Origin of the sequence: Aromatoleum toluolicum, from assembly GCF_012911005.2 — a bacterium.
In the GTDB taxonomy this organism is placed as follows: domain Bacteria; phylum Pseudomonadota; class Gammaproteobacteria; order Burkholderiales; family Rhodocyclaceae; genus Aromatoleum; species Aromatoleum toluolicum.
Genome location: NZ_WTVS01000021.1, coordinates 1 through 23,991, shown reverse-complemented (window position 1 = coordinate 23,991; position 23,991 = coordinate 1). Strand labels below are relative to the sequence as shown.

The window sequence follows — 23,991 nt, the reverse complement described above, 5'->3', positions numbered from 1 at the left end:
CCCGGGCGAGAATCTCCGCGACAGAAGGAGCTCCGACATGAGACTGACCACCAAAGGACGTTTTGCAGTCACCGCGATGATCGATCTGGCATCGCGCCAGGGCGAAGGGCCGGTGACGCTGGCCGGCATTGCCGACCGGCAGAAAATCTCGCTGTCGTATCTTGAGCAGTTGTTCGGCAAGCTGCGCCGCCACAAGCTGGTTACCAGCGTGCGTGGTCCCGGCGGAGGTTATCGGCTGGCGCGCGACATGTCGCGCATCACCGTTGCCGACATCATCGTCGCGGTAGACGAGCCGCTCGATGCGACGCAGTGCGGCGGCAAGCAGAACTGCCAGGACGAGCATCGCTGCCTGACGCACGACCTGTGGGCAAACCTCAACAAGCGCATGTACGAATATCTCGATTCGGTGACGCTGAATGCGCTGGTCCATCGCGAGGTCAAGGCGGATCCGGACATGAGCGTCCTCAAGGACGTGCGCCGGCGCGCGATGGTCGCGATGCGCGAGGCTGCGGCGGCCTGACGGGACGGTTTGAGCGTGTTCGCCCCCGTCTATCTCGACTGGAACGCCACCGCGCCGCTCGATCCGGCCGTGCGCGAGGCGATCTTGCCGTGGCTCGGCAGCCGCTTCGGCAATGCGTCGAGCCGGCACGAATACGGGCGCCAGGCGCGTGCCGCGGTCGACGAGGCGCGTACGCAGGTCGCAGCGGCGGTCGGTGCCCACGCGACGGAAGTGATCTTCACGAGTGGCGGTACCGAGGCGAACAATCTGTTCGTGAAGGGCGCGGCGGGCCTGATGAAGCCGGGGCTGATCGCGATCAGCGCGATCGAGCATCCGTGCGTGCGCGAGCCGGCGAAGCAGTTGCGGCGTGTCGACTGGACGCTGCGTGAAATCGCCGTCGATCGCGTCGGGTTGGTCAAGCGAACGGACTGGCTGGCGGTACTGGCGGCGAAACCGGTCCTGGTGTCGGTAATGCTCGCGAACAACGAGACTGGCGTGCTGCAGGACGTCGCGACGCTCGCACGCGAGGCGAAGGAAGCCGGTACCTGGTTTCATACCGACGCGGTGCAGGCGCTGGGCAAGGTAGGTGTGGATTTTCGCGCGCTGGGCGTCAATGCAATGACGCTGTCGTCTCACAAGATCGGCGGTCCGCTTGGTGCGGGGGCCCTGGTCGTCGACAAGCGGCTGGAGCTCGCACCGCTGCTCGCCGGCGGCGGGCAGGAGCGCGGCCTGCGCTCGGGCACCGAGAACGTTGCGGCGATCGTCGGCTTCGGTGTTGCATGCGAGTTGGCAGCGGCCCGCGTGTCCGGAGAGAATGCCCGCTTGTGCGGCCTGCGGGATACGCTGGAAGCGGGTTTGGTGGCGCAGGGCATGCGGATCTTCTCGGCCGGCGCGCCGCGCCTGCCGAATACCGTGTTCTTCGCCGCGGACGGCGTGGATGGCGAGACTCTGGTGGCGCGGCTCGATCGGGCAGGTTTCGCGTGTGCGAGCGGCTCGGCGTGTTCGAGTGCGAATCCGGAGCCGTCGCACACCCTGCTGGCGATGGGCGTCGAGCGCGAGACCGCGCGCGGCGCGGTGCGCGTCAGCCTGGGGCGCGACACGCAGGAAAAGCATGTAGTCGATTTTCTGGCCTGCCTGGGGCAGCAGATGAGCGAACTGAACAATCTGACCGCCGTGGCGGTTCAATGATCGACGGAGGATTACCGATGCTGAAGTTTCCGATTTACCTGGACTATTCCGCGACCACGCCGGTCGATCCGCGCGTCGCGCAGGCAATGATCCCTTGGCTCACCGAGCATTTCGGCAATCCGGCGAGCCGTTCGCACGCCTACGGCTGGGAAGCCGAAAAGGCGGTCGAGGATGCGCGCGAGCAGGTCGCGGCACTGGTAAATGCGGACCCGAAGGAAATCGTGTGGACTTCAGGCGCGACCGAGTCGAACAACCTCGCGATCAAGGGCGCCGCGCAGTTCTACAAGGGCAAGGGCAAGCACATCATCACCGTGAAGACCGAGCACAAGGCCGTGCTCGACACCTTCCGCGAGCTCGAGCGCCAAGGCTTCGAGGCGACCTATCTCGACGTGCAGGAGAATGGCCTGATTGATCTGGCCGCGTTCAGGGACGCGCTGCGCCCGGACACGGTACTCGTTTCGGTGATGTTCGTGAATAACGAGATCGGCGTGATCCAGCCGATCGCCGAGATCGGCGAGATCTGCCGCGAGAAGGGCATCGTGTTCCACGTCGATGCGGCGCAGGCAACGGGCAAGGTCGAGATCGACCTGCAGAAGCTCAAGGTCGACCTGATGTCGTTCTCCGCGCACAAGACCTACGGTCCGAAGGGCATCGGCGCGCTGTACGTGCGCCGCAAGCCGCGTGCGCGCCTCGAGGCGCAGATGCATGGCGGCGGCCACGAGCGCGGCCTGCGCTCGGGCACGCTCGCGACGCACCAGATCATCGGCATGGGCGAGGCCTTCCGCATCGCGCGCGAGGAGATGAAGGTCGAGAACGAGCGCGTCCGTGCACTGCGTGACCGCCTGCTCAAGGGCCTGCAGGACATCGAGGCGACCTATGTGAACGGCGACCTCGAGCACCGCGTCCCGCACAACCTGAACATTTCCTTCGCCTATGTCGAAGGCGAGTCGATGATCATGGCAGTGAAGGACATCGCCGTATCGAGCGGTTCGGCCTGTACGTCGGCGAGCCTGGAGCCGTCCTATGTCCTGCGCGCGCTCGGGCGCAACGACGAACTCGCCCACAGCTCGATCCGCTTCTCGATCGGCCGCTTTACGACCGAAGAGGAAATCGACTACACGATCGACCTCATGCACAAGAAGATCGGCAAGCTGCGCGAACTGTCGCCGCTGTGGGAGATGGTGCAGGAAGGCGTCGATCTGAATACCGTCCAGTGGGCAGCCCACTGAGCACCTGAGACAGGAGAAACGATAATGGCATATAGTGAAAAAGTGCTCGACCACTACGAGAATCCCCGCAACGTCGGCGCCTTCTCCAAGGAAGACGAAGGCGTGGGAACCGGCATGGTCGGCGCCCCGGCCTGTGGCGACGTGATGAAGCTGCAGATCAAGGTGGGCAAGGATGGCGTCATCGAGGATGCCAAGTTCAAGACCTACGGCTGTGGTTCGGCGATCGCGTCGAGTTCGCTGGTGACCGAATGGGTCAAGGGCAAGACGGTCGAACAGGCACTCGAGATCAAGAACACGCAGATTGCCGAGGAGCTCGCGCTGCCGCCGGTCAAGATCCACTGCTCGATCCTCGCCGAGGACGCCATCAAGGCGGCCGTGGCAGACTATAAGAAGAAGCACGAAGGCTGAAACCTGGAGGCGGAATCATGAGCGTCACTGTTAGCACGAGCGCAGCCAAGCACGTTTCGAACTTCATCGCCAAGCGCGGCAAGGGCTTGGGGATCCGTCTCGGCGTCCGCACCTCGGGGTGTTCGGGCATGGCCTACCGCCTTGAATTCGTCGACGAGACGCACGATGACGACGTGGTGTTCGAGAGCAACGGCGTGAAGGTCATCGTCGACCAGAAGAGCCTGGCCTATCTCGACGGTACCGAGCTCGATTTCGTCCGCGAGGGCCTGAACGAAGGTTTCAAGTTCAACAATCCGAACGTCAAGGACTCGTGCGGCTGCGGCGAGAGTTTCAACGTCTGAACGTGGCGCTCCGGATCCGATGAGCATCGACCTCCAGCAGGACTTCTACGGGCTGTTCGGGCTGCACCGCCGGTTCCGTATCGACGAGGCGGCGCTCGAGTTCGCCTACCACGATCTGCAGGGGCGCGTGCATCCCGACCGTTACGCACATCTGCCCGACAGCGAGAAGCGGCTGTCGATGCAGTGGGCGACTCAGGTGAATGAAGGCTTCCGCACGCTGCGCAAGCCGTTGTCGCGCGCGACCTATCTCCTCGAGCTGATGGGCATCGACGCGGGGCTGCATACGAATACCGCGATGTCGCCGGCCTTCCTGATGGAGCAGATGGAGTGGCGCGAGGCGGTCGAGGAGGCGCGGGCGGCGGGTGAATCGGAGGAGCTGGCGCAGCTGCACACGCGCCTGCGCCAGCATTCGCGCGAGGTGTTCGACGAACTCGCGCGGCAGTGCGACGACGAGCATGACTATGCGGCTGCCGCGGAAACCGTGCGGCGCCTGATGTTCATGGAAAAACTACAACACGAGATCGACGACGCCCTCGAGGCGCTGGAGAGCTGATGGCACTTCTGCATATCGCCGAACCCGGTCTGTCGACCGAACCGCACAAGCACCGCTTGGCCGTAGGCATCGACCTCGGCACGACCAACTCGCTCGTTGCGACGGTGCGCAACGGTATTGCCGTGTGTCTCGTCGATGAGGAGGGGCGTGCGATGCTGCCGTCCATCGTCCGCTACCACGCCGACGGCAGGATCGAGGTCGGTCGTAGCGCGATGGCTGCGCACGCGACCGATCCCAGGAATACCATCATCTCGGTGAAGCGTTTCATGGGGCGCGGCGTCAAGGACGTCGCCTACATCGAATCGATGCCCTACGACTTCGTCGATGCGGACGGGATGCTGCGCCTGCGCACCGTGCAGGGCGTGAAGTCGCCCGTCGAGGTGTCAGCGGAAATCCTCAAGGTGCTCGCCGCGCGCGCGCAGGCGAGCTTGGGCGGCGAGCTCACGGGCGCGGTGATCACCGTGCCGGCCTACTTCGACGACGCGCAGCGCCAGGCGACGAAGGATGCGGCGAAGCTCGCCGGCATCAACGTGCTGCGACTGCTCAACGAGCCCACCGCAGCGGCGGTCGCGTACGGTCTCGACAACGCGGCGGAGGGCGTCTATGCGGTCTATGACCTCGGCGGCGGCACCTTCGACCTGTCAATCCTCAAGCTCTCGCGCGGCATCTTCGAGGTGCTGGCGACCAATGGCGACGCCGCGCTCGGCGGCGACGACTTCGACCACCGGCTGTTCTGCTGGGCGCTGGACCAGAGCGAGATCGATCCGCCTTCGAGCGAGGATGCCCGCCGTCTGCTGCTGAAGGCGCGCGACGCGAAGGAATTGCTGACCGCGTGCGACGAGGCCTCGATCAAGGCGACGCTGGGGTCCGGCGAAAAAGTCGATCTCGTCGTCACGCGCGACCAGTTCGCCGACATGACGAAGCATCTCGTGCAGAAGACCGTCGCGCCGATGCGCAAGGTGCTGCGCGATGCGGGCCTCGCGCCCGAGGACATCAAGGGTGTCGTGATGGTGGGCGGCGCTACGCGCATGCCGCACGTGCAGCGCGCGGTGGCCGAGTTCTTCGGTCAGGAGCCGCTCACGAACCTCGATCCGGACAAGGTCGTCGCGCTCGGCGCGGCGATCCAGGCCAACGTGCTGGCGGGCAACCGCAAGGAAGAGGACGACTGGCTGCTGCTCGACGTGATCCCGCTGTCGCTCGGCCTCGAGATGATGGGGGGGCTCACCGAGAAGATCGTGCCGCGCAATTCGACGCTGCCGATCGCGCGGGCGCAGGAGTTCACGACCTACAAGGACGGCCAGACCGCCATGGCCTTCCACGTCGTGCAGGGTGAGCGCGAGCTCGTCGCCGACTGTCGTTCGCTGGCGCGCTTCGAGCTGCGCGGCATCCCGCCAATGGCGGCCGGTGCGGCGCGCATCCGCGTGACCTTCCAGGTCGACGCGGACGGCCTGCTGTCGGTGTCGGCGCGCGAGATGTCGTCGGGCGTTGAAGCCAGCGTGCTGGTGAAGCCGTCCTACGGCCTGACCGATGACGAGATCGCCGGCATGCTGCGCGACGGCGTCGAGCGTGCGTCGGAGGACATCGACGCGCGCGCGCTGCGCGAGCAGAAGGTCGAGGCCGATCGCGTGATCGAGGCGACCCTCGTCGCGCTGGAGCAGGACAGCGATCTGCTGAGTGCGGACGAGCGTGCGGCGATCGACGCGGCCATCGCCGAAACCCGGGAAGCCGCCGCGGGTCACGACCCGCGTGCGATCAAGCGCAGCACGGAAGCCCTGTCCCGGGCGACCAACGAATTTGCCGCCCGGCGCATGGACAAGAGCATCCGTTCGGCGCTGGCGGGTCACAAGGTGGATGAGATTCAGGTATGACGCAGATCATCGTATTGCCGCACGTGGAACTCTGTCCGGACGGGACGGTGATCGAGGCGGAGCCGGGCACATCGATTTGCGACGCGCTGCTGCGCAACGGTATCGAGATCGAGCATGCGTGCGAACAGTCCTGTGCCTGCACGACCTGTCACGTGATCGTGCGCGAGGGTTTCGACTCGCTCGACGACGCCGAGGAAGAGGAGGAGGACCTCCTCGATAAGGCGTGGGGCCTGGAGCCGCAGTCCCGTCTTTCCTGCCAGGCGGTGGTCACGGAAACGCCGCTGGTCGTCGAGATCCCCCGCTACACCATCAACATGGCCCGGGAGGGCAAGCACTGATGAAGTGGACCGAGGTACAGGAGATCGCCATCCAGCTCGCGGACAAGTTTCCCGAGACGGATCCGACGCGCGTCAATTTCGTCGATCTGATGAACTGGGTGATGGCCCTTCCCGAGTTCGACGACGATCCCCAGCACTGTGGCGAACGCGTGCTGGAGGCCATCCAGCAGGCCTGGATCGACGACGTGGCCTGACCGCGACGAGAGGGGAATCGCCGGTCCGCGCGGGAGCCTCAGTAGCGGATCGTGTCGTCCGGCGATTCGTTCAGGCCGAGCCAGTAGCGGGCGATCAGCGCGGTCGCGCGCTCGAACTCCTGCGCGTCGAGTGGTTTCCTGACGTAGCTGTTCGCGCCGAGGCGGTAGGCTTCGCGGATATCCTCCGATGTGCCGGACCTGGCGAACATCACAACCGGCATCAGCGAAGTCCTGAGTTCGGCCCGGATGCGGCGCAGCACCTCGAGGCCGTCGATCCGGGGCAGGTCGGGATCGAGCACGACAACTGCCGGCGGTCTCGCCGGCTTCGGCGTCGGGTGATCGTTTTCGGGGGACAGGCAGGCGAGGGCCTCGATGCCGTCGCGCGCGACGACGAAGCGGTTGCCGAAACCGTTCGCGCGCAGTGAAGCAATGGCCCGGGCCTCGTGGTCCGGGTCGCCTTCAACCAGCAGGACGTAACTGCCGCCAGCCATGCCACCACCTCCGTATTCCGGACGAGTCGTGGCGGCGGGGCGCCCGCGGCGTCATGCCCGGGATTCGGGCAGTTCCTCCGCACGCAGCAGGAAGACCATGTCGTCGCCCCCGCTCGATGACAGCCACACGAAGGGCAGGTCGGGGAAGGCCGCTTCCACGATATGACGATTATGCCCCACTTCGACCGCGAGTACGCCACCGGGATTGAGGTGTGCGCGGCTTTCGGCGAGGATGCGGCGCACCACGTCGAGGCCGTCCTCGCCTGCCGCCAGCGCCATGCGCGGCTCGTGGAGGTATTCGGCCGGCAGCGTCTCCATCGAATCGGCGGTGACGTAGGGCGGATTGCTGATGATGAGATCGAAACGGCGTCCCGCGAGTCCGTCGAACACGTCGCTCTTCACGAGTTCGACCTGCTCCTCGAGGCCGTATTCTGCGACGTTGAGGTGCGCCACCTCGAGCGCATCGTCGGACAGGTCGGCACCGACCACGCGGGCATTCGGGAAGGCGTGCGCCATCAGGATCGCCAGGCAGCCCGACCCCGTGCACAGGTCGAGCGCGCTGGCGACCTGTTCGGCATCCTCCACCCAGGGCGCGAAGCCGTTTTCCAGCATCTCGGCGAAGAACGAGCGCGGCACGATCACGCGTTCGTCGACATGGAAACGGAAATCGCCCAGCCACGCCTCGCCGGTGATGTAGGCCGCCGGGACGCGCTCCTCGGCGCGGCGCTCGATGACGGCGAACAGGGCTTCGCGTTCGTCGGCGGTGATGCAGGCGTCGAGGAAGGGGTCCAGGCGCTCGAGCGGCAGCGACAGGGTGTGCAGCAGCAGCCACACAGCCTCGTCATAGGCGTCGGCGCAGCCGTGGCCGAAGAACAGGCCGGCGCGGTTGAAGCGGGTGACGGCGTAGCGCAGCCAGTCGCGCAGGGTGACGAGTTCGGCGAGCGGGCCGCTCTCGTGCTCGTGCGTGTGCACTTCGTCGCTATCGGCCGGTTGGCAGTGTTCGCAGTGGTCGGTCATGCTCGGGTCTCGTCAGCGCGCGAGGAGGGCGCGCAGGGTACGTTCGTAGATCAGGGACAGCGGTTCGATCGCGTCGATGGCGACGCGTTCGTCGAGCTTGTGGATGGTGGCGTTGACGGGTCCGAACTCGACGACCTCCTTGCAGATGTCGGCGATGAAGCGCCCGTCCGACGTGCCGCCGCTGGTCGACAGCTCGGTCTCGACGCCCACCGTCTCGCGGATCGCGCCGCCGATCGCCTCGACGAGCTTGCCGCTGCTGGTCAGGAAGGGTTTGCCGGAGAGGTGCCAGTCCAGCGTGTAGTCGAGCCCGTGGCGGTCGAGCACGGCATGGGTGCGCTGCTTGAGCTCCTCGGCGGTGCTGACCGACGCGAAGCGGAAGTTGAACAGCACTTCGCACGCGCCCGGAATCACGTTGTTGGCGCCCGTGCCCGCGTGGATGTTGGAGACCTGCCAGGTCGTCGGCGGGAAGAATTCGTTGCCCTCGTCCCAGAGCGTCGCAGCGAGCTCGGCGAGCGCCGGTGCGAACTCGTGGATCGGGTTGCGCGCGAGTTGCGGGTAGGCGACGTGCCCCTGCACGCCCTTGACGCGCAGCGTGCCGGAGAGCGAGCCGCGCCGGCCGTTCTTGATCATGTCGCCGAGGGTCTTCACGGACGTCGGCTCGCCGACGATGCAGTAGTCGAGGGTTTCGCCGCGCCCCGCCAGTGCCTCGACGACCTTGACGGTGCCGTGGCTCGCGACGCCTTCCTCATCCGAGGTCAGCAGCAGCGCGATCGAGCCCTGGTGGTCCGGGTGGGCGGCGACAAAACGTTCGATCGCGGTGACGAAGGCCGCCAGCGAGGTCTTCATGTCGGCAGCGCCGCGGCCGTACAGGTGACCGTCGCGCACGGTCGGCTCGAAGGGATGCGAGGTCCAGGATTCGAGCGGGCCGGTCGGGACGACGTCGGTGTGGCCGGCGAGGCACAGCACGGGGCTGGTGTCGCCGCGGCGCGCCCACAGGTTGCACACGCCGCCGGTGTCGATGCGCTCGAAACGGAAGCCGAGCGGGGCGAGGCGCGCGGCGATGAGGTCCAGGCAGCCGCTGTCTTCGGGCGTTACCGACGGACGGGAGATGAGTTCGCAGGCGAGCGCGAACGTTGCGTTCGGGGAGGAGTCAGTCATTGCCATCGGGCGGCGGATGCCGCCCCGGGGTGTGGGTTGGGGATGCGTGGCGAATTCAGTGCGCCGGACCGTCGTCGAGGTGCAGCGCGAATTCGCTGAACGACGTTCCGTCGGCATTCTTGTTCTGGGGTTCGAAGTCGACCGAAGGCGGGGCGTCGTTATCTTCTGAGCTGGGCGCGGCGTTGATCTGGGCGTTGTTGATCAGCCACGCGAGGTTGGTCGGCGAGTCGGCGTTGGCGAGCGCCTCCTCGAAGCTGATGATGCCGTCGCGGTAGAGCCGGTGCAGGTCCTGCTCGAAGGTCTGCGACCCGGGCGCGAGGCTCTGCTGCATCGCTTCCTTGACCTCGTTCAGTTCGCCGCGCTCCACCAGTTCGGAAACGTGACGCGTATTCATGAGGACCTCGACCGCCGGGATGCGCATGCCGTCGGGTTTGCGCACGAGGCGCTGGGAGATGATGCACTTGAGCGCGACCGCAAGGTCGAGGTACAGCAGGGAACGGTTTTCCAGCGGAAAGAAGTTAACGATGCGGTTCAGCGCGTGGTAGGCGTTGTTCGCATGCAGCGTCGCGAGGCACAGGTGGCCGGTCTGCGAGTAGGACAGGGCTGCCTGCATCGTCTCGCGGTCGCGGATTTCGCCGATCAGGATGCAGTCCGGCGCCTGGCGCATCGCGTTGCGCAGCGCATCGTGCCAGCTCAGGGTGTCGATGCCGACCTCGCGCTGGTTGACCACCGACTTGCGGTGCTTGAACAGGTACTCGATCGGATCCTCGACCGTGAGGATGTGACCGGAGCGGTTGCGGTTGCGGTGGTCGATCATCGACGCGAGCGTCGTCGATTTGCCCGAGCCGGTCGCGCCGACGACGAGGATCAGGCCGCGCTTCTCGGTGACGACCTCGGACAGCACGGGCGGCAGGCCCAGGGATTCGAGCGAGGGGATCTCGCCCTGGATGTAGCGCACCACGATGCCGATGCTGTGGCGCTGCCAGAATACGTTGACGCGGAAATTGCCGAAGTCGCGCCGGCCGAAGGACAGGTTGAGCTCCTTCTCGCGCTCGAAGGTCTCGATCTGCTCGGGGCTCATCATCTCGTAGATCATCCGCTTGATCATGGCGGGATCCATGACCTGCTGGTTGATCGGCATGGTGATGCCCTGGATCTTGATGTGGATCGGGGCGCCGGCCGAGATGAAAATGTCCGAAGCGAGCTTTTCCGCCATCAGTTGGAACAGCTTGTCGAAAATCATCCGGAGATTCTCCTGAGCGTTATTGGGCGGACTTCGGTGTCGGGGCGGCCGTGCGCGGCCGCCCCGGAAAGGGCGATCAGGCGCCGCGCAGCAGTTCGTTGATGGCGGTCTTGGCGCGGGTCTGCGCGTCGACGCGCTTGACGATCACGGCGCAGTACAGGCTGTACTTGCCGTCGGCCGAGGGCAGGCTGCCGGGCACGACGACGGCGCCCGACGGCACGCGGCCATAGAAGACTTCACCGGTCTCGCGGTCATAGATCTTGGTGCTCTGGCCGATGTACACCCCCATCGACAGCACGGCGTTCTCCTCGATGATCACGCCTTCGACCACTTCCGAACGCGCACCGACGAAGACGTTGTCCTCGATGATGACGGGGCCGGCCTGCACGGGCTCGAGCACGCCGCCGATGCCGACGCCGCCCGACAGGTGCACGTTCTTGCCGATCTGGGCGCAGGAGCCGACGGTGGCCCAGGTGTCCACCATCGAGCCTTCATCGACGTAGGCGCCGATGTTCACGTAGGACGGCATCAGCACGACGTTCTTGCCGATAAAGCTGCCCTTGCGTGCGACGGCGGGAGGTACGACGCGGAAGCCGCCCTCGCGGAACTGCTCGGGGGTGTAGTCGCCGAACTTGGTCGGCACCTTGTCGAAGAAATTCAGCGCACCGGCCGACTGGACCTCGTTGTCGCGCAGGCGGAAGGAGATCAGCACGGCCTTCTTGATCCACTGGTTGACGGTCCAGGTGCCGTCGATCTTCTCGGCGACACGCAGCTTGCCGCTGTCCAGCCCGTCGATGACGGTGGCAACCGCGTCGCGCACGATTACGGGGGCCGAAGAGGGCGACAGGCTGGCGCGGTTCTCAAAGGCTTCGTCGATGATTTTTTGCAGGTCTTGCATGGGGGATTTCCGTTTGTATTTCAAAGAGTTTGGCAGAAGGCGGCGATGCGCTCGGCGGCCTCGACGCATTCTGCCGTTTCGGCTACGAGTGCGATTCGCACGAACCCGGCGCCCGGATTGACGCCGTTCGATTCCCGGGCGAGGAAGCTGCCCGGCAGAACCGTCACATTATATGCAGCCTGCAGGCGGCGGGCGAACTCGGTGTCGGCGATGGGGGTCTGCGCCCACAGGTAGAAACCGGCGTCGGGGCGCTGCACTTTCAGGTGCTTCGCGATGATCGGCATCGCGCGGTCGAACTTCTCGCGGTACATGCGGCGGTTCTCGACGACGTGGGCCTCGTCGTTCCACGCGGCGACCGACGCTGCCTGGATCGGCAGGCTCATCGCGCAGCCATGGTAGGTGCGGTAGCGCAGGAAGCCCTGCAGGACCTTCGCGTCGCCCGCGACGAAGCCCGAGCGCATGCCCGGCACGTTCGAGCGCTTGGACAGGCTGGAGAACATCACGAGATTGCGGAAGTCGCTGCGCCCGAGGGCGTGGGCGGCCTGCATCGCGCCGACCGGGGGCGCGTCGTCGTCAAAGTAGATCTCCGAGTAGCACTCGTCGGCGGCGATCACGAAGCCATAGCGGTCCGACAGCTCGAACAGGCGCGCCCATTCCGCCTGCGACAGCATGCGGCCGGTCGGATTGCCCGGCGAGCACACGAACACAAGCTGGATGTCGCGCCACACCGCGTCGGGAATGCTGTCGAAATCCGAGCCGAATCCGTTTTCCGGCAGGTTGTTGAGGAACACCGGTTCGGCACCCGCGAGCAGGGCTGCGCCTTCGTAGATCTGGTAGAACGGATTCGGGCTCAGGACCTTGGCGCCGGGGCGGCTGCCGTCGATCACTGCTTGGGCGAAGGCGAACAGCGCCTCGCGCGAGCCGTTGACCGGCAGCACCTGGGTCGCCGGATCGACCTTGGGCAGGCCGAAGCGGCGTTCGAGCCAGCCGGCGATCGCCACGCGCAGCGGGTCGCCGCCGATCGTCGCGGGGTAGTTCGCGAGCCCCTGCAGGTTGTCGGTGAGGGCCTGCATGATGAAGGGCGGAGTGGGGTGCTGCGGTTCGCCGATCGACAGGCGGATCAGTTTCTGGTCGGCCGGGGGGACGACGCCGTCGAGCAGCGCGCGCAGTTTTTCGAAAGGATAGGGCTGGAGGCGGTCGAGGTTCGGATTCACGGCGGACTGTTTCGGCTTGTATCGATGGGCATGCGCCAGAGGCTGAAGGCAAGGGCATTGAGCGCGCGATGTTATCATGACGCGCTTTCGCCGGCCCCGGCCGGCCAACTCCAGTTCCGATTCGACCCGGCTCCGTCCCGAAGTGCGTCTCTCCAAGCTCAAACTCGCCGGTTTCAAGACCTTCGTCGATCCGACCACCGTCCTCACCCCCGGCAATCTCGTCGGTGTGGTGGGGCCGAACGGCTGCGGCAAGTCGAACATCATCGATGCCGTGCGCTGGGTGCTGGGCGAGACGCGCGCGAGCGCGTTGCGCGGCGAGTCGATGCAGGACGTGATCTTCAACGGCTCGACGACGAGGAAGCCGGTGTCGCGCGCGAGCGTCGAGCTGGTGTTCGACAACGCCGAGGGCCGTGCCGCGGGGCAGTGGTCGCGCTATGCGGAAATCTCGGTCAAGCGCGTGCTCGACCGCAGCGGCGAGTCGACCTACTTCCTCAACAACGTCCAGGTCCGGCGCAAGGACGTCATCGACCTCTTCCTCGGCACCGGCCTCGGTCCGCGCGCCTACGCGATCATCGAGCAGGGCATGATCTCGCGCATCATCGAGGCGCGCCCCGAGGAGGTGCGCGGCTTCCTCGAGGAGGCCGCGGGCGTCACGAAGTATCGCGAACGCCGGCGCGAGACCGAAGGCCGGCTGTCCGACGCGCGCGACAACCTCGCCCGCCTCGACGACATCCGCATGGAGCTGGGCGAGCGCATCGGCCACCTGGAAGTGCAGGCGGAGGTCGCCGCGCGCTACCGCGACCTGAACGCAGCCCACACGCAGCGCCAGCAGCTGCTGTGGCTGCTCAAGCGCAACGAGGCGCGGGCCGAGCAGGCGCGGGTCGAGGGCGAACTCAATCATCTGTCGTCGAAGATGGAGGCCGACAGCGCGCGCCTGCAGGAGCTCGAGAACGCCGTCGAGGAAGCGCGCGCGGGGCACTTCGACGCGTCCGAGGCCACGCATGCCGCGCAGTCGGACCTCTTCGCCGTGTCGGCGGAGGTGACGCGACTGGAGGCCGAACTGCGTCATCTCGACGACGCGCGCAAACGGCTGGAGGCGCGGCTCGCACAGCTCGCGACCGACGAGGCGCACTGGCAGGAGCGCCAGACGGCGCTGGCGGCGGAGCGCGAGCGCTGGGGCGGCCTGCTCGACAACGCGGCGATGCGCGCCGAGCAGGCCGAGGCGCGCCACGCGGAAATTGCCGAGCGCCTGCCCGAGGCGGAGGCCGCCCGGCAGGCGGCCGATACCACGGTTGCCGCGGCGCGGCGTGAACTCGCGCAGACCGAGCAGCAGCTGCGCGTCGAGGAGGCCAATCGCGCGAGCGCCGTGCGCGCAATCGATGCGCTGAACCAGCGCCGCGGGCGCCTGACGGGTGAGTCGGGCGGCATCGAAGGGCCGGACGAGGCCGTCGTCGCCCGGCAGGAGGCGCGCCTCGAGGGCCTGCGCGAGACGCAGGAGGGGCATCACGAAGAACTCGCTGCCGTCCAGATGCGCCTGCCCGAGGCGCAGGCCGCGCTGAAGGCCGCACTCGAGCACGAACGACAGGTGCAGCGGCGCCTCACCGAACTGCGGGCGCGGCGCGATGCGCTCGTGCAGCTGCAGGCCAAGGTGCAGTCGCAGGGACAGCTGGGTGACTGGTTGAAGCGTCACAAGCTGGCGGAGTTGCCGCCACTGTGGCGCGACCTGCGAGTCGAGCCGGGTTGGGAAATGGCGGTCGAGGCCGTGCTGCGCGAACGGCTGGCGGCACTGACCGGCGACGTGAGCGAAGCAGCGCGTGCGCTGTTCGACGACGCGCCGCCGGGATCCTTCGCGCTCGCGTTCGGCGACGGCGCGGAGGCGGCCGCCGAGCTTGCGCCGTTGCCCGGTACGTTCGCGCTGATGGACAAGATCTCGTTCGTGGACGACGGGCTCCGGCCGGTCGTCGCCGACTGGCTGCGTGGCTGCCTGGCCACCGCTGGCCTGGAGCCGTGGGTCGAGCGGCGTGGGGAACTCGCTGCGCACCAATGCCTCGTCGGACCGCGCGGGCAGATCCTCACACGGCACGCCCTGGTGCATTACGCGCCTGACAGCCGCACGCACGGCGTCATGGAGCGCCAGCGCGAGATCGACGGCCTGGCGGAACAGCAGCGCGGGCTCGAAATGGAGGCCCACATTGCCCACGACGCGGTGATTGCGGCAGAAGGCGTGGCGGCCGAGCTGCAGGAACGCGGCAACGTGCTGCGGCGCGAGCTGCAGGCGGCGCAACAGCAGGTGCATGCCGAGCAGGTCGAGCTCCTGAAGCTCACGCAGGCGCGGCAGCGCGCCGAGGAGCGACGGGCGCAGCTCGCGCGCGACCTCGAGGACATCGTCCATCTCGAGTCCACCGAACGCGAACACCTCTCCCGCGCGGAGATGGAGCAGGCGCGCGCGGCGGAGTTGGCCGAGCTGCAGCGCGAGCGCCTCGACGGCGCGCAGGAGGTGCTGGCGGAGCGCGACAACGTGCTGCGCGAGACGCGCTCGCTCGAGCAGGCGCTGGCGCGGGAACTGCAGGAGGCGCGCTTTTCGGAGCGCGAGTGCGCGGGCAAGCTCGAAGACATCGCGCGCAACCTGCAACTGGCTGGCGAGCAGCTCGGACGGATCGCTACGGAGGTCGAGGCGCGCCGGGACGAGCTCGAAGCGACCGACAGCGGCCGCAGCCGCGAGGCGCTGCAGGAGGCGCTGGAGCTGCGCGCGAGCCGCGAGGCGGCGCTGGCGGCGCGGCGCGACGCGCTGGAAACGGCGGCGATGCGGCTCAGGCAGACCGAGGAGCTGCGTCTGCGCAGCGAGCAGGAGGCGGCGCCCGCACGCGGACGGGTTGCCGAGTTGCGGCTCGCCGTTCAGGCGGCGGAGCTCGCGGCGGCGCAGTTCGATGAGCGGCTGGTCGAGGCGCAGGCCGACGAGGCGGCGCTGCAACCCCTGCTCGTGCCCGACCTGCGCGAAGGGTCGCTGGTGCGCGAAGTCGGACGGCTGGCGCGCGAAATCGCGGAACTGGGCCAGGTCAACCTGGCGGCGCTGGACGAATTGCGCAGCGCGCAGGAGCGCAAGGGCTATCTCGACGCGCAGTTCGACGACCTGATGCAGGCGATCGGGACGCTGGAGGATGCCATCCGGCGCATCGACCGCGAGACGCGTGAGCAGCTGCAGGACACCTACAATACCGTGACGCAGCATTTCGGCACGCTGTTCCCGCAGCTCTTCGGCGGCGGGCAGGCGCGGCTGGTGCTCACCGGCGACGAGATCCTCGATGCGGGGATCCAGATCGTCGCCCAGCCGCCCGGGAAGAAGAACACCTCGATCCACCTGCTGTCGGGCGGCGAGAAGGCGCTGACGGCGATCGCGCTGGTGTTCTCGATGTTCCAGCTGAATCCTGCGCCGTTCTGCATGCTTGACGAGGTGGACGCGCCGCTGGACGATACGAATACCGAGCGTTATTGCCAGATGGTGAAGCGCATGTCATCGCAGACGCAGTTCGTCTTCATCAGCCACAGCAAGATCACGATGGAGATCGCGCAGCAGCTGGTGGGGGTGACGATGCAGGAACAGGGCGTCTCGCGCGTGGTGGAAGTGGATATGGAAGAGGCGTTGCGCCTGGCGGAGCCGGCAGCGGCCTGAACATGAGCGCCGCCGCGCCCCGGAACGGGGGCGCGGCGGCAAGGTGGATTGCAGGGCACAGAGAATCGCGAGGCCCGCTGCGCGACGCGGTAGGGCCGACAACGGGAAGGAAGATGGATAACGAATTGCAGATCGGGTTGGCGGCGCTGGGGGTGGCTTCGGTCGTCGGAATCGTCGCCTACAACAAGTGGCAGGAACGCAAGCACCGCCGCGCGGCCGAGCAGGCCTTCAGGTCGGATCATCGCGACGTGCTGCTGGAACCGGGGGACGGGGTCGCGGACGAGGTTCCCGGCGAGCGCCTGGAACCCTCGATGGGCGAGGCCGAAGGCGATAGCCGGCGTGCGCCCGCGGCGGTGCATGACTCCGGCGTGCGCAAGGTGACGCCGGGGGTGCCGGATGCCGTCGATCAGCGCGTCGACTGCGTGATCCGCATCGAGGCGATCGAGCCGCTGGAGGCGCCGCGCCTGTGGGCTGCGCAGAGGGAGCAGCTGGCGGGGATTTCCAAGCCGGTGCGCTGGTTCGCCTTCGATGATGGCGCAAACCTGTGGCGTCCGCTCGACGCGCACAGCGCGGGCGCCTTCCACTGGTTCTGCGCGGCGATGCAGACGGTGGACCGTAGCGGCCCGATCAGCGAGAACGATTTCCTGCATTTCTCGGGCGGCATGCAGCGCGTCGCGGACCAGTTCCTCGCGGTGCCGGCGGACCTGCCGGCGCGCGGCGAATCGCTGCGCAATGCCGCCGAGCTGGACAAGTTCTGCGCGAACGTGGATGTGCAGATCGGCATCAACGTCGTCAGCAACGGCCAGCCCTTCCTCGGCACCAAGATCCGCGCGCTGGCCGAGTCGCACGGCATGACGCTGGGCCCGGACGGCTCCTTCCATGCGCGCGACGAGGAGGGCAATACCCTCTACATGCTGAGCAACATGGAGCCGGCGCTGTTCGCCGCCGAGGAGATGCGCGACCTGACGACCAGCGGCCTGACGCTGGTGATCGACGTGCCGCGCGTGCCGAACGGCGTGTTCGCCTTCGAGCGCATGATGCGCCAGGCCATGCAGATGGCTGACGCGCTGCAGGGCACGGTGGTCGACGACAATCGCGCGCCCTTCGGCGCCGAGGCGGCCGCGCTGATCCGCAGCCAGATCCAGCAGTTCCAGGCGCAGATGGCCAGCGGCGACCTGCCGGCCGGCGGCCCCCTGGCGCAGCGCCTGTTCTCGGCCTGATGATCGCTTCGGCCCAGGCATTCGAGCGCGCCGCGCAGCTGCGGCGCGAACTCGAAGCGCACAATCACGCGTATTACGTCCTCGACGCACCGACGATTCCGGACGCCGAATACGACCGCCTGTTCCGCGAGCTGGAGGCGCTGGAGCGGGAGTTCCCGGAGCTGGCAACGCCCGATTCGCCGACGCAGCGGGTCGGCGGGGCGCCGATGCCCGAACTCGCGCCGGTGCAGCACGCGGTGCCGATGCTGTCGATCCGCACTGAGACCGACACCACGAACGGCGGCGTCGTCGCCTTCGACACGCGCGTGCGCAACGCGCTGGGGCTCGCGCCTGCGGACGGTCCGGTCGAGTACCTCGGCGAGCTGAAGTTCGACGGGCTGGCGATCAGCCTGCGCTACGAGCACGGCGTGCTGGTGCGCGCGGCGACGCGCGGCGACGGCGAGACCGGCGAGGACGTGACGCACAACGTGCGCACGATCCGCCAGATTCCGCTGCGCCTGGTGGGCAGCCCGCCGGCGCTGCTGGAAGTGCGCGGCGAGATCTACATGCGCCGCGACGATTTCCAGCGTCTGAACACGCGGCAGGAGCAGGCCGGCGACAAGCTGTTCATCAATCCGCGCAATACCGCGGCGGGCGCGGTGCGCCAGCTCGATCCGCGCATCGCGGCGAAGCGCCCGCTGTCCTTCTATGCCTACGGGCTCGGGGAGACGGCCGGCTGGACGCTGCCGGCGACGCAGGCGGAACTGCTCGACGCCTTCGCGGCGCTCGGCCTGCCGGTATGCGAGCACCGCGTCGTCGCGGCCGGTGTCGATGGCCTGTGCGAATTCCACGACCGCATCGCGGCGCTGCGCGACAGCCTGCCGTACGACATCGATGGGGTCGTATACAAGGTCAACCGCTTCGATCTGCAGCGCGAGCTCGGCTTCGTCACGCGCGAGCCGCGCTGGGCGGTCGCGCACAAGTATCCGGCGCAGGAGGAGATCACCGAGCTCCTCGGCATCGAGGTGCAGGTCGGCCGCACCGGCGCGTTGACCCCCGTCGCGCGGCTGAAGCCGGTGTTCGTCGGCGGGGTCACGGTGACCAACGCGACCCTGCACAACGAAGAGGAAATCCTGCGCAAGGGCGTGCTGATCGGCGATCAGGTCATCGTGCGGCGGGCCGGCGACGTTATACCGGAGGTCGTGGGGCCGGTCGTCGAGCGGCGCACGGGCAACGAGCGGACTTTCGTGATGCCGACGCGCTGCCCGGTGTGCGCGTCGCACGTCGAGAAGGCCGAGGACGAGGTGGTGGCACGCTGCACGGGGGGCCTGTTCTGTCCCGCGCAGCGCAAGCAGGCCCTGCTGCATTTCGCCGGGCGGCGCGCGATGGACATCGAGGGGCTGGGCGACAAGCTGGTCGACCAGCTCGTCGAGGCCGGAATCGTGAAGACCCCGGCGGACCTGTACAAGCTGGGCGTGCTGGCGCTGGCGAACCTGCCGCGCATGGCCGAGAAGTCGGCGGCCAACCTGCTCGCGGCGATCGAGAAGAGTCGGCACACGACGCTGGCGCGCTTCATCTTCGCGCTCGGCATCCGCAATGTCGGCGAGGCAACGGCCAAGGATCTGGCGCGGCACTTCGGCTCGCTGGATGCGTTGATGGATGCGACGGCCGAGCGCCTGGTCGAAGTGCGCGATGTCGGGCCGGTGGTCGCGCAGAGCATTGCCGGCTTCTTTGCCGAGGCGCACAACCGCGAGGTGATCGAGCAGTTGCGTGCGGCAGGAGTGACGTGGGAAGAGGGCGAGCCCGCGGCGCCGGTCGCGGGCAGCGCAAGCGGCAAGGTCTTCGTGCTGACCGGCACGCTGCCGACCATGAGCCGCGACGAGGCGAAGGCCCTGATCGAGGCGCACGGCGGCAAGGTCAGCGGCTCGGTGTCGAAGAAGACGGATTACGTGGTCGCGGGAGCGGAGGCCGGTTCCAAGCTCGCGAAGGCGGAAGAACTGGGTGTGGTGGTCCTCGACGAGGACGGACTGCGACGCCTGCTCGAACAAGGTTGAGGATATGGCACGGACCAGACGCCGGGCTGAAGCAAGAGATGAAACAAGGGAGAGTCATCCAATGAAAAAGGTCACCAAGGCGGTATTTCCGGTAGCCGGCATGGGCACGCGCTTCCTGCCGGCCACCAAGGCCAGCCCGAAGGAAATGCTGCCGATCGTCGACAAGCCGCTGATCCAGTACGCGGTCGAGGAGGCGGTCGCCGCGGGCATCACCGACATGATCTTCATCACCGGGCGCACCAAGCGCTCGATCGAGGACCATTTCGACAAGGCCTACGAGCTGGAAACCGAGCTCGAGGCGCGCGGCAAGAAGGAGCTGCTGGAGATCGTCAAGAAGACGGTGCCGAAGGGCGTTAACTGCGTGTATATCCGCCAGTCCGAGGCGCTCGGCCTCGGCCATGCGGTGCTGTGTGCGGCGCCGGTGGTGGGCGACGAAGCGTTTGCGGTGATCCTTGCGGACGACCTGCTGGACAACCACGGCGCCGAGTCGATCATGCAGCAGATGGTGGGCGTGTATAACTACCACCGCTGCTCGGTGCTGGGCACGATGAACGTGCCGCGCGAGGATACCCGACAGTACGGCATCGTCAGCACGGACAGCCAGCAGGGCAACGTGCAGCGCGTGACCGGCATCGTCGAGAAGCCGAAGCCCGAGGACGCGCCGACGACCCAGGCGGTGGTCGGCCGTTACATCCTGACGCCGCACATCTTCGATCACCTGCGCTCGATCAAGCCGGGCGCAGGTGGCGAGCTGCAGCTCACCGACGCGATCGCGTCGCTGCTGAAGGAAGAGGCAGTGCTGTCCTACCAGTTCCAGGGCGTGCGCTACGATTGCGGCTCGAAGCTGGGCTACCTGAAGGCGACCGTCGAACTGGGCCTGCGCCATCCGGAGATCGGCGCGGATTTCGCGGCCTATCTGGCCGGGCGCAAGTAAACGCCGCAGACGGAGCGAGGGGGCGGGACTTTCCGGTCCCCTGATACAAAAAAGGCGCTGCCGTGGCAGCGCCTTTTTTTCGTCGACCCCGGCACCCGCCGGGGGCAGGAATTACATCGATTCGGCCTTCGCTGCGCGCTTGCGCTCGTTTTCGGTGAGGTAGCGCTTGCGCAGGCGGATCGACTTCGGCGTGATCTCGACCAGTTCGTCGTCGGCGATGAACTCGATCGCGGATTCCAGCGTCAGCTGGATCGCGGGGATCAGGCGCACGGCTTCGTCGGTACCCGAGGCGCGCACGTTGGTGAGCTGCTTGCCCTTGATCGGGTTCACGACCAGGTCGTTGTCGCGCGAGTGGATGCCGATGATCATGCCTTCGTACACCGGGTCGTTGTGCGTGACGAACATGCGGCCGCGATCCTGCAGCTTCCACAGCGCGTAGGCGACGGCCTGGCCGTCGTCCTGCGAGATCAGCACGCCGTTGCGGCGTTCGCCCATCGCGCCGGCCATCGGGCCGTAATCGTCGAACACGTGGCTGGCGAGGCCGGTGCCGCGCGTGAGCGTCAGGAATTCGCCCTGGAAACCGATCAGGCCGCGCGCCGGGATGCGGTATTCGAGGCGGGTGCGGCCCTTGCCGTCGGACTGCATGTCCTGCAGTTCGCCGCGGCGGCGGCCGAGTTCTTCCATCACGCCGCCCTGGTGCTCTTCCTCGACGTCGACGGTGAGCATTTCGTACGGCTCGCACTTCACGCCGTCGATCTCGCGGAACACGACGCGCGGACGGCCGACGGCGAGTTCGAAGCCTTCGCGGCGCATGTTCTCGAGCAGGATGGTGAGGTGCAGTTCGCCGCGGCCGGAGACGAGGAACACGTCGGAGTCGTTGGTGTATTCGACGCGCAGAGCGACGTTCTTGAGCAGCTCCTTCTCCAGGCGCTCGCGGATCTGGCGGCTGGTGACGAACTTGCCTTCGCGGCCGGCGAGGGGCGAGGAGTTCACCTGGAAGTTCATCGTCAGGGTCGGCTCATCGACCGCGATGGGCTTGAGGCCTTCGAGGTTGTCCGGGTCGCAGATCGTGACGCCGATGTTGACCTGGTCGATGCCGGACACGAGGACGATGTCGCCCGCCTCGGCGGATTCGGCCGCGCTGCGCTCCAGTCCCTTGAAGGTGAGGATCTGGCCGATCTTGGCCTTGCCTCGGTTTTCGTCGCCATACATGACGACGACTTCCTGGTTCGGCCGGATGCTGCCGCGCTTGATGCGGCCGATGCCGAGCTGGCCGATGTAGGTGGAGTAGTCGAGCGAGCAGATCTGCAGCTGCAGCGGCCCGTTCGAATCCACTTCCGGTTGCGGCACGTGTTCGAGGATCGCCTCGTACAGCGGCTTCATGTCGGTGCCCGGCGTGGCGGGGTCGAGCATCGCGTAGCCGTTCAGCGCGGAGGCGTAGACGACCGGGAAATCGAGCTGCTCTTCGGTCGCGCCGAGCTTGTCGAAGAGGTCGAAGGTGTGGTTGATGACCCAGTCCGGACGGCTGCCCGGGCGGTCGATCTTGTTGATCACGACGATGGGCTTGAGGCCCAGCGCGAGCGCCTTGCGGGTGACGAAGCGGGTCTGCGGCATCGGGCCTTCGACCGCGTCGACCAGCAGCAGCACGCCGTCGACCATCGACAGCACGCGCTCGACTTCGCCACCGAAGTCGGCGTGTCCCGGGGTGTCGATGATGTTGATGTGGGTGTCGCCGTACTGGACTGCGCAGTTCTTGGCGAGAATCGTGATCCCGCGCTCCTTCTCCAGGTCGTTGGAGTCCATCACCCGTTCGGCAACCTGCTGGTTCTCGCGGAAGGTGCCGGATTGGCGCAGGAGCTGGTCGACGAGGGTGGTCTTACCGTGGTCGACGTGGGCGATGATGGCGATGTTGCGGATGGCGCGGGACATGTGGGACCGGAAGTCTTTGAAAAGTTTTTAATTTTAGCACGCGGTGTGGCGTCGCAGCATGGATCGTCGAGCGATTGGAGGCCGCGGTGCCGGCGGGGCAAATGTCGTGGGCGTAGCGGGCGGGCGATCGTCGCCATGCCGTCGAGGGAGCGCTGCGGCTGCGTGCTAGAATCGGCGCCGTTTTTCAAGGAGACAGGCTTCATGCTCGCGATCATCGGCGGGACCGGACTCACCCAGCTTTCGACGCTCGAAATCACCCGGCGCGAGGTTGCGCGCACCCCCTACGGCGAACCGTCGGGCGCGCTCACCTTCGGCAAGCTGGCGGAGAAGCCGGTAGTGTTCCTGGCGCGCCACGGCTACGGCCACACGATTCCGCCGCATCAGGTGAACTACCGGGCCAACATTTGGGCGCTGAAGCATGCGAAGGTGTCGGCGATCGTGTCGGTCGCGTCGGTGGGCGGCATCCCCCCGGAGTTCGGGCCGGGCGCGATGGTGGTGCCGAACCAGATCATCGACTACACGTGGGGCCGCAAGAGCACCTTTTTCGAGGGCGGCGATTCGGCGGTGCATCACATCGATTTCACCCACCCCTACGACGAGCCGCTGCGTCAGCGCATCCTCGCGGCGGCGGCTGCGGTGGGCGAAGCGATGTACGACGGCGGCGTGTATGCCGCGACGCAGGGGCCGCGTCTCGAGACGGCGGCCGAGATCAATCGCCTGGAGCGCGACGGTGCCGATCTGGTCGGCATGACGGGCATGCCCGAGGCGGCGCTGGCGCGCGAGCTGAACCTGCCTTACGCGGCGATCAACGTGGTCGCGAACTTCGCAGCCGGTCGCGGTGCGAGCGAGACCGGGATCCAGTTCAGCAGCATCGAGGTGGTGCTGCAGGAAGCGATGATGCGGGTGCGCCGCGTCCTCGAGGAGGTCTGTCGCACTTCCTGAACGTCAGGGGGCGGCCCGCCCGTGACCTAGTGACGCTCGAAGGTGCCGATGAGTTCGGCCTGCGCGAGGACGTGGCCGCGCAGTTCGGTTTCCAGGCGCGCTTTCGTCGGGTGCGCGAGGTCGGGTAGGACGGTATCCAGCGCGTAGAGTTTGTGGAAGTAGCGGTGGCGGCCGATGGGCGGGCAGGGGCCGCCGTAGCCGGTGCGCTTCCAGTCGTTGAGGCCCTCGAGCGTGCCGGGCGGCAGGGCCGTCGCGGCGACCGCTTCGGGCAGGCCGTCTGCAGTCGTGGGGATGTTGTACAGCACCCAGTGCACCCAGGTCATTTTGGGCGCGGCGGGATCGGGGGCGTCGGGATCGTCGACGATCAGCACGAGGCTCCGCGTGCCCGGCGGGACGCCGCTCCAGGCGATCGGGGGCGATATGTTGCGGCCGTCGCAGGTGTACGCGGCCGGCATCGTGTTCCCATGTTCGAAGACGCTCGATGTCAGTGTCAGGCTCATGGCGGGTTCTCCTGGCGGGTGCGGATTTCAGCGCGCTGCGGGCGAGGCGGATTCCAGGCGCCGGTCGACGGTTTCGGCGAGCTCGCGCAGCGCAGCGGAAACGGTGACCGGGGGGGGCTGGGCG

The 23,991-nt window shown here is 67.2% G+C and carries 22 protein-coding genes; 14 read left to right on the top strand and 8 right to left on the bottom strand.

The features are described from left to right. Positions 1-37 precede the first annotated feature (37 nt). From iscR to iscX, 9 genes are read left to right on the top strand one after another with little or no spacing between them, the layout of a single operon-like run. Entirely contained in the window at positions 38-520 is a 483-nt protein-coding gene (iscR, locus tag GPA27_RS11475; protein ID WP_169140550.1) for a Fe-S cluster assembly transcriptional regulator IscR, read from the top strand. 15 nt (positions 521-535) lie between these two features. Further along, positions 536-1,687 carry a cysteine desulfurase family protein gene (locus GPA27_RS11470; RefSeq protein ID WP_169140650.1) on the top strand — a complete coding sequence of 384 codons (1,152 nt, stop codon included), beginning with the start codon at positions 536-538 and terminating at the stop codon, positions 1,685-1,687. Between the two features lie 17 nt (positions 1,688-1,704). Next, positions 1,705-2,916, top strand: a complete 1,212-nt coding sequence (locus GPA27_RS11465) for an IscS subfamily cysteine desulfurase (RefSeq protein WP_169140549.1) — start codon at positions 1,705-1,707, stop codon at positions 2,914-2,916. A gap of 24 nt (positions 2,917-2,940) precedes the next feature. Continuing rightward, positions 2,941-3,324, top strand: a complete 384-nt coding sequence (gene iscU / locus GPA27_RS11460) for a Fe-S cluster assembly scaffold IscU (RefSeq protein WP_018992301.1) — start codon at positions 2,941-2,943, stop codon at positions 3,322-3,324. A gap of 17 nt (positions 3,325-3,341) precedes the next feature. Next, positions 3,342-3,665, top strand: a complete 324-nt coding sequence (gene iscA, locus GPA27_RS11455; protein ID WP_121429382.1) for an iron-sulfur cluster assembly protein IscA — start codon at positions 3,342-3,344, stop codon at positions 3,663-3,665. A 19-nt stretch (positions 3,666-3,684) separates the two neighbouring features. After that, positions 3,685-4,218, top strand: coding sequence for a Fe-S protein assembly co-chaperone HscB (gene hscB, locus GPA27_RS11450; RefSeq protein WP_169140548.1), 534 nt, complete (start codon positions 3,685-3,687; stop codon positions 4,216-4,218). Continuing rightward, positions 4,218-6,086 (top strand): Fe-S protein assembly chaperone HscA, encoded by a 1,869-nt coding sequence (gene hscA / locus GPA27_RS11445; RefSeq protein ID WP_169140547.1) that lies wholly within the window; start codon positions 4,218-4,220, stop codon positions 6,084-6,086. Before hscB ends, hscA begins: the two co-directional genes overlap by 1 nt. After that, positions 6,083-6,424 (top strand): ISC system 2Fe-2S type ferredoxin, encoded by a 342-nt coding sequence (gene fdx / locus GPA27_RS11440; protein WP_169140546.1) that lies wholly within the window; start codon positions 6,083-6,085, stop codon positions 6,422-6,424. Before hscA ends, fdx begins: the two co-directional genes overlap by 4 nt. Then, the gene (gene iscX, locus GPA27_RS11435; RefSeq protein WP_169140544.1) at positions 6,424-6,618 is read left to right on the top strand and encodes a Fe-S cluster assembly protein IscX; all 195 of its coding nucleotides are present in this window, start codon (positions 6,424-6,426) and stop codon (positions 6,616-6,618) included. The genes fdx and iscX overlap by 1 nt, the downstream gene beginning before the upstream one ends. A gap of 38 nt (positions 6,619-6,656) precedes the next feature. On the opposite strand, the gene GPA27_RS11430 is transcribed toward iscX, so the two are convergent. From GPA27_RS11430 to dapC, 6 genes are all read right to left on the bottom strand, one after another. Continuing rightward, on the bottom strand, positions 6,657-7,109 hold the full coding sequence (locus GPA27_RS11430) for a response regulator (RefSeq protein ID WP_169140542.1): 453 nt from the start codon (positions 7,107-7,109) through the stop codon (positions 6,657-6,659). A 51-nt stretch (positions 7,110-7,160) separates the two neighbouring features. Continuing rightward, complete coding sequence (gene prmB, locus GPA27_RS11425) at positions 7,161-8,126, bottom strand: 50S ribosomal protein L3 N(5)-glutamine methyltransferase (protein ID WP_169140540.1); 966 nt, start codon at positions 8,124-8,126, stop codon at positions 7,161-7,163. A gap of 12 nt (positions 8,127-8,138) precedes the next feature. Next, positions 8,139-9,284 carry a succinyl-diaminopimelate desuccinylase gene (gene dapE, locus GPA27_RS11420; RefSeq protein WP_169140536.1) on the bottom strand — a complete coding sequence of 382 codons (1,146 nt, stop codon included), beginning with the start codon at positions 9,282-9,284 and terminating at the stop codon, positions 8,139-8,141. A gap of 55 nt (positions 9,285-9,339) precedes the next feature. Beyond that, positions 9,340-10,527 (bottom strand): PilT/PilU family type 4a pilus ATPase, encoded by a 1,188-nt coding sequence (locus tag GPA27_RS11415; protein ID WP_169140535.1) that lies wholly within the window; start codon positions 10,525-10,527, stop codon positions 9,340-9,342. Between the two features lie 76 nt (positions 10,528-10,603). Further along, a complete protein-coding gene (dapD, locus tag GPA27_RS11410) occupies positions 10,604-11,425 on the bottom strand; it encodes a 2,3,4,5-tetrahydropyridine-2,6-dicarboxylate N-succinyltransferase (RefSeq protein WP_050416401.1) in 822 nt (273 codons plus the stop codon). A 20-nt stretch (positions 11,426-11,445) separates the two neighbouring features. Then, on the bottom strand, positions 11,446-12,639 hold the full coding sequence (gene dapC / locus GPA27_RS11405; RefSeq protein ID WP_169140534.1) for a succinyldiaminopimelate transaminase: 1,194 nt from the start codon (positions 12,637-12,639) through the stop codon (positions 11,446-11,448). A 142-nt stretch (positions 12,640-12,781) separates the two neighbouring features. On the opposite strand from dapC, the gene smc reads away from it, so the two are divergent. The 4 genes from smc (at position 12,782) to galU (ending at position 20,496) form a co-directional block, all read left to right on the top strand. Then, complete coding sequence (gene smc / locus GPA27_RS11400) at positions 12,782-16,309, top strand: chromosome segregation protein SMC (protein WP_505606749.1); 3,528 nt, start codon at positions 12,782-12,784, stop codon at positions 16,307-16,309. Positions 16,310-16,422: 113 nt separating this feature from the next. Then, positions 16,423-17,529 carry a cell division protein ZipA gene (locus GPA27_RS11395; protein WP_169140532.1) on the top strand — a complete coding sequence of 369 codons (1,107 nt, stop codon included), beginning with the start codon at positions 16,423-16,425 and terminating at the stop codon, positions 17,527-17,529. Next, positions 17,529-19,562, top strand: coding sequence for an NAD-dependent DNA ligase LigA (gene ligA / locus GPA27_RS11390; RefSeq protein WP_169140531.1), 2,034 nt, complete (start codon positions 17,529-17,531; stop codon positions 19,560-19,562). The genes GPA27_RS11395 and ligA overlap by 1 nt, the downstream gene beginning before the upstream one ends. Positions 19,563-19,623: 61 nt before the next feature. Further along, positions 19,624-20,496 (top strand): UTP--glucose-1-phosphate uridylyltransferase GalU, encoded by an 873-nt coding sequence (gene galU / locus GPA27_RS11385; RefSeq protein WP_169140530.1) that lies wholly within the window; start codon positions 19,624-19,626, stop codon positions 20,494-20,496. A gap of 111 nt (positions 20,497-20,607) precedes the next feature. Here the strand turns inward: galU and typA are convergent, their stop codons facing one another. Further along, the gene (typA, locus tag GPA27_RS11380; RefSeq protein WP_169140529.1) at positions 20,608-22,425 is read right to left on the bottom strand and encodes a translational GTPase TypA; all 1,818 of its coding nucleotides are present in this window, start codon (positions 22,423-22,425) and stop codon (positions 20,608-20,610) included. 201 nt (positions 22,426-22,626) lie between these two features. Between typA and GPA27_RS11375 the strand changes: the two genes are divergently transcribed. Next, positions 22,627-23,367, top strand: coding sequence for an S-methyl-5'-thioinosine phosphorylase (locus tag GPA27_RS11375; protein WP_169140527.1), 741 nt, complete (start codon positions 22,627-22,629; stop codon positions 23,365-23,367). A gap of 26 nt (positions 23,368-23,393) precedes the next feature. Here the strand turns inward: GPA27_RS11375 and GPA27_RS11370 are convergent, their stop codons facing one another. Continuing rightward, positions 23,394-23,867 (bottom strand): YbhB/YbcL family Raf kinase inhibitor-like protein, encoded by a 474-nt coding sequence (locus GPA27_RS11370; RefSeq protein WP_169140525.1) that lies wholly within the window; start codon positions 23,865-23,867, stop codon positions 23,394-23,396. Positions 23,868-23,991 lie beyond the last annotated feature (124 nt).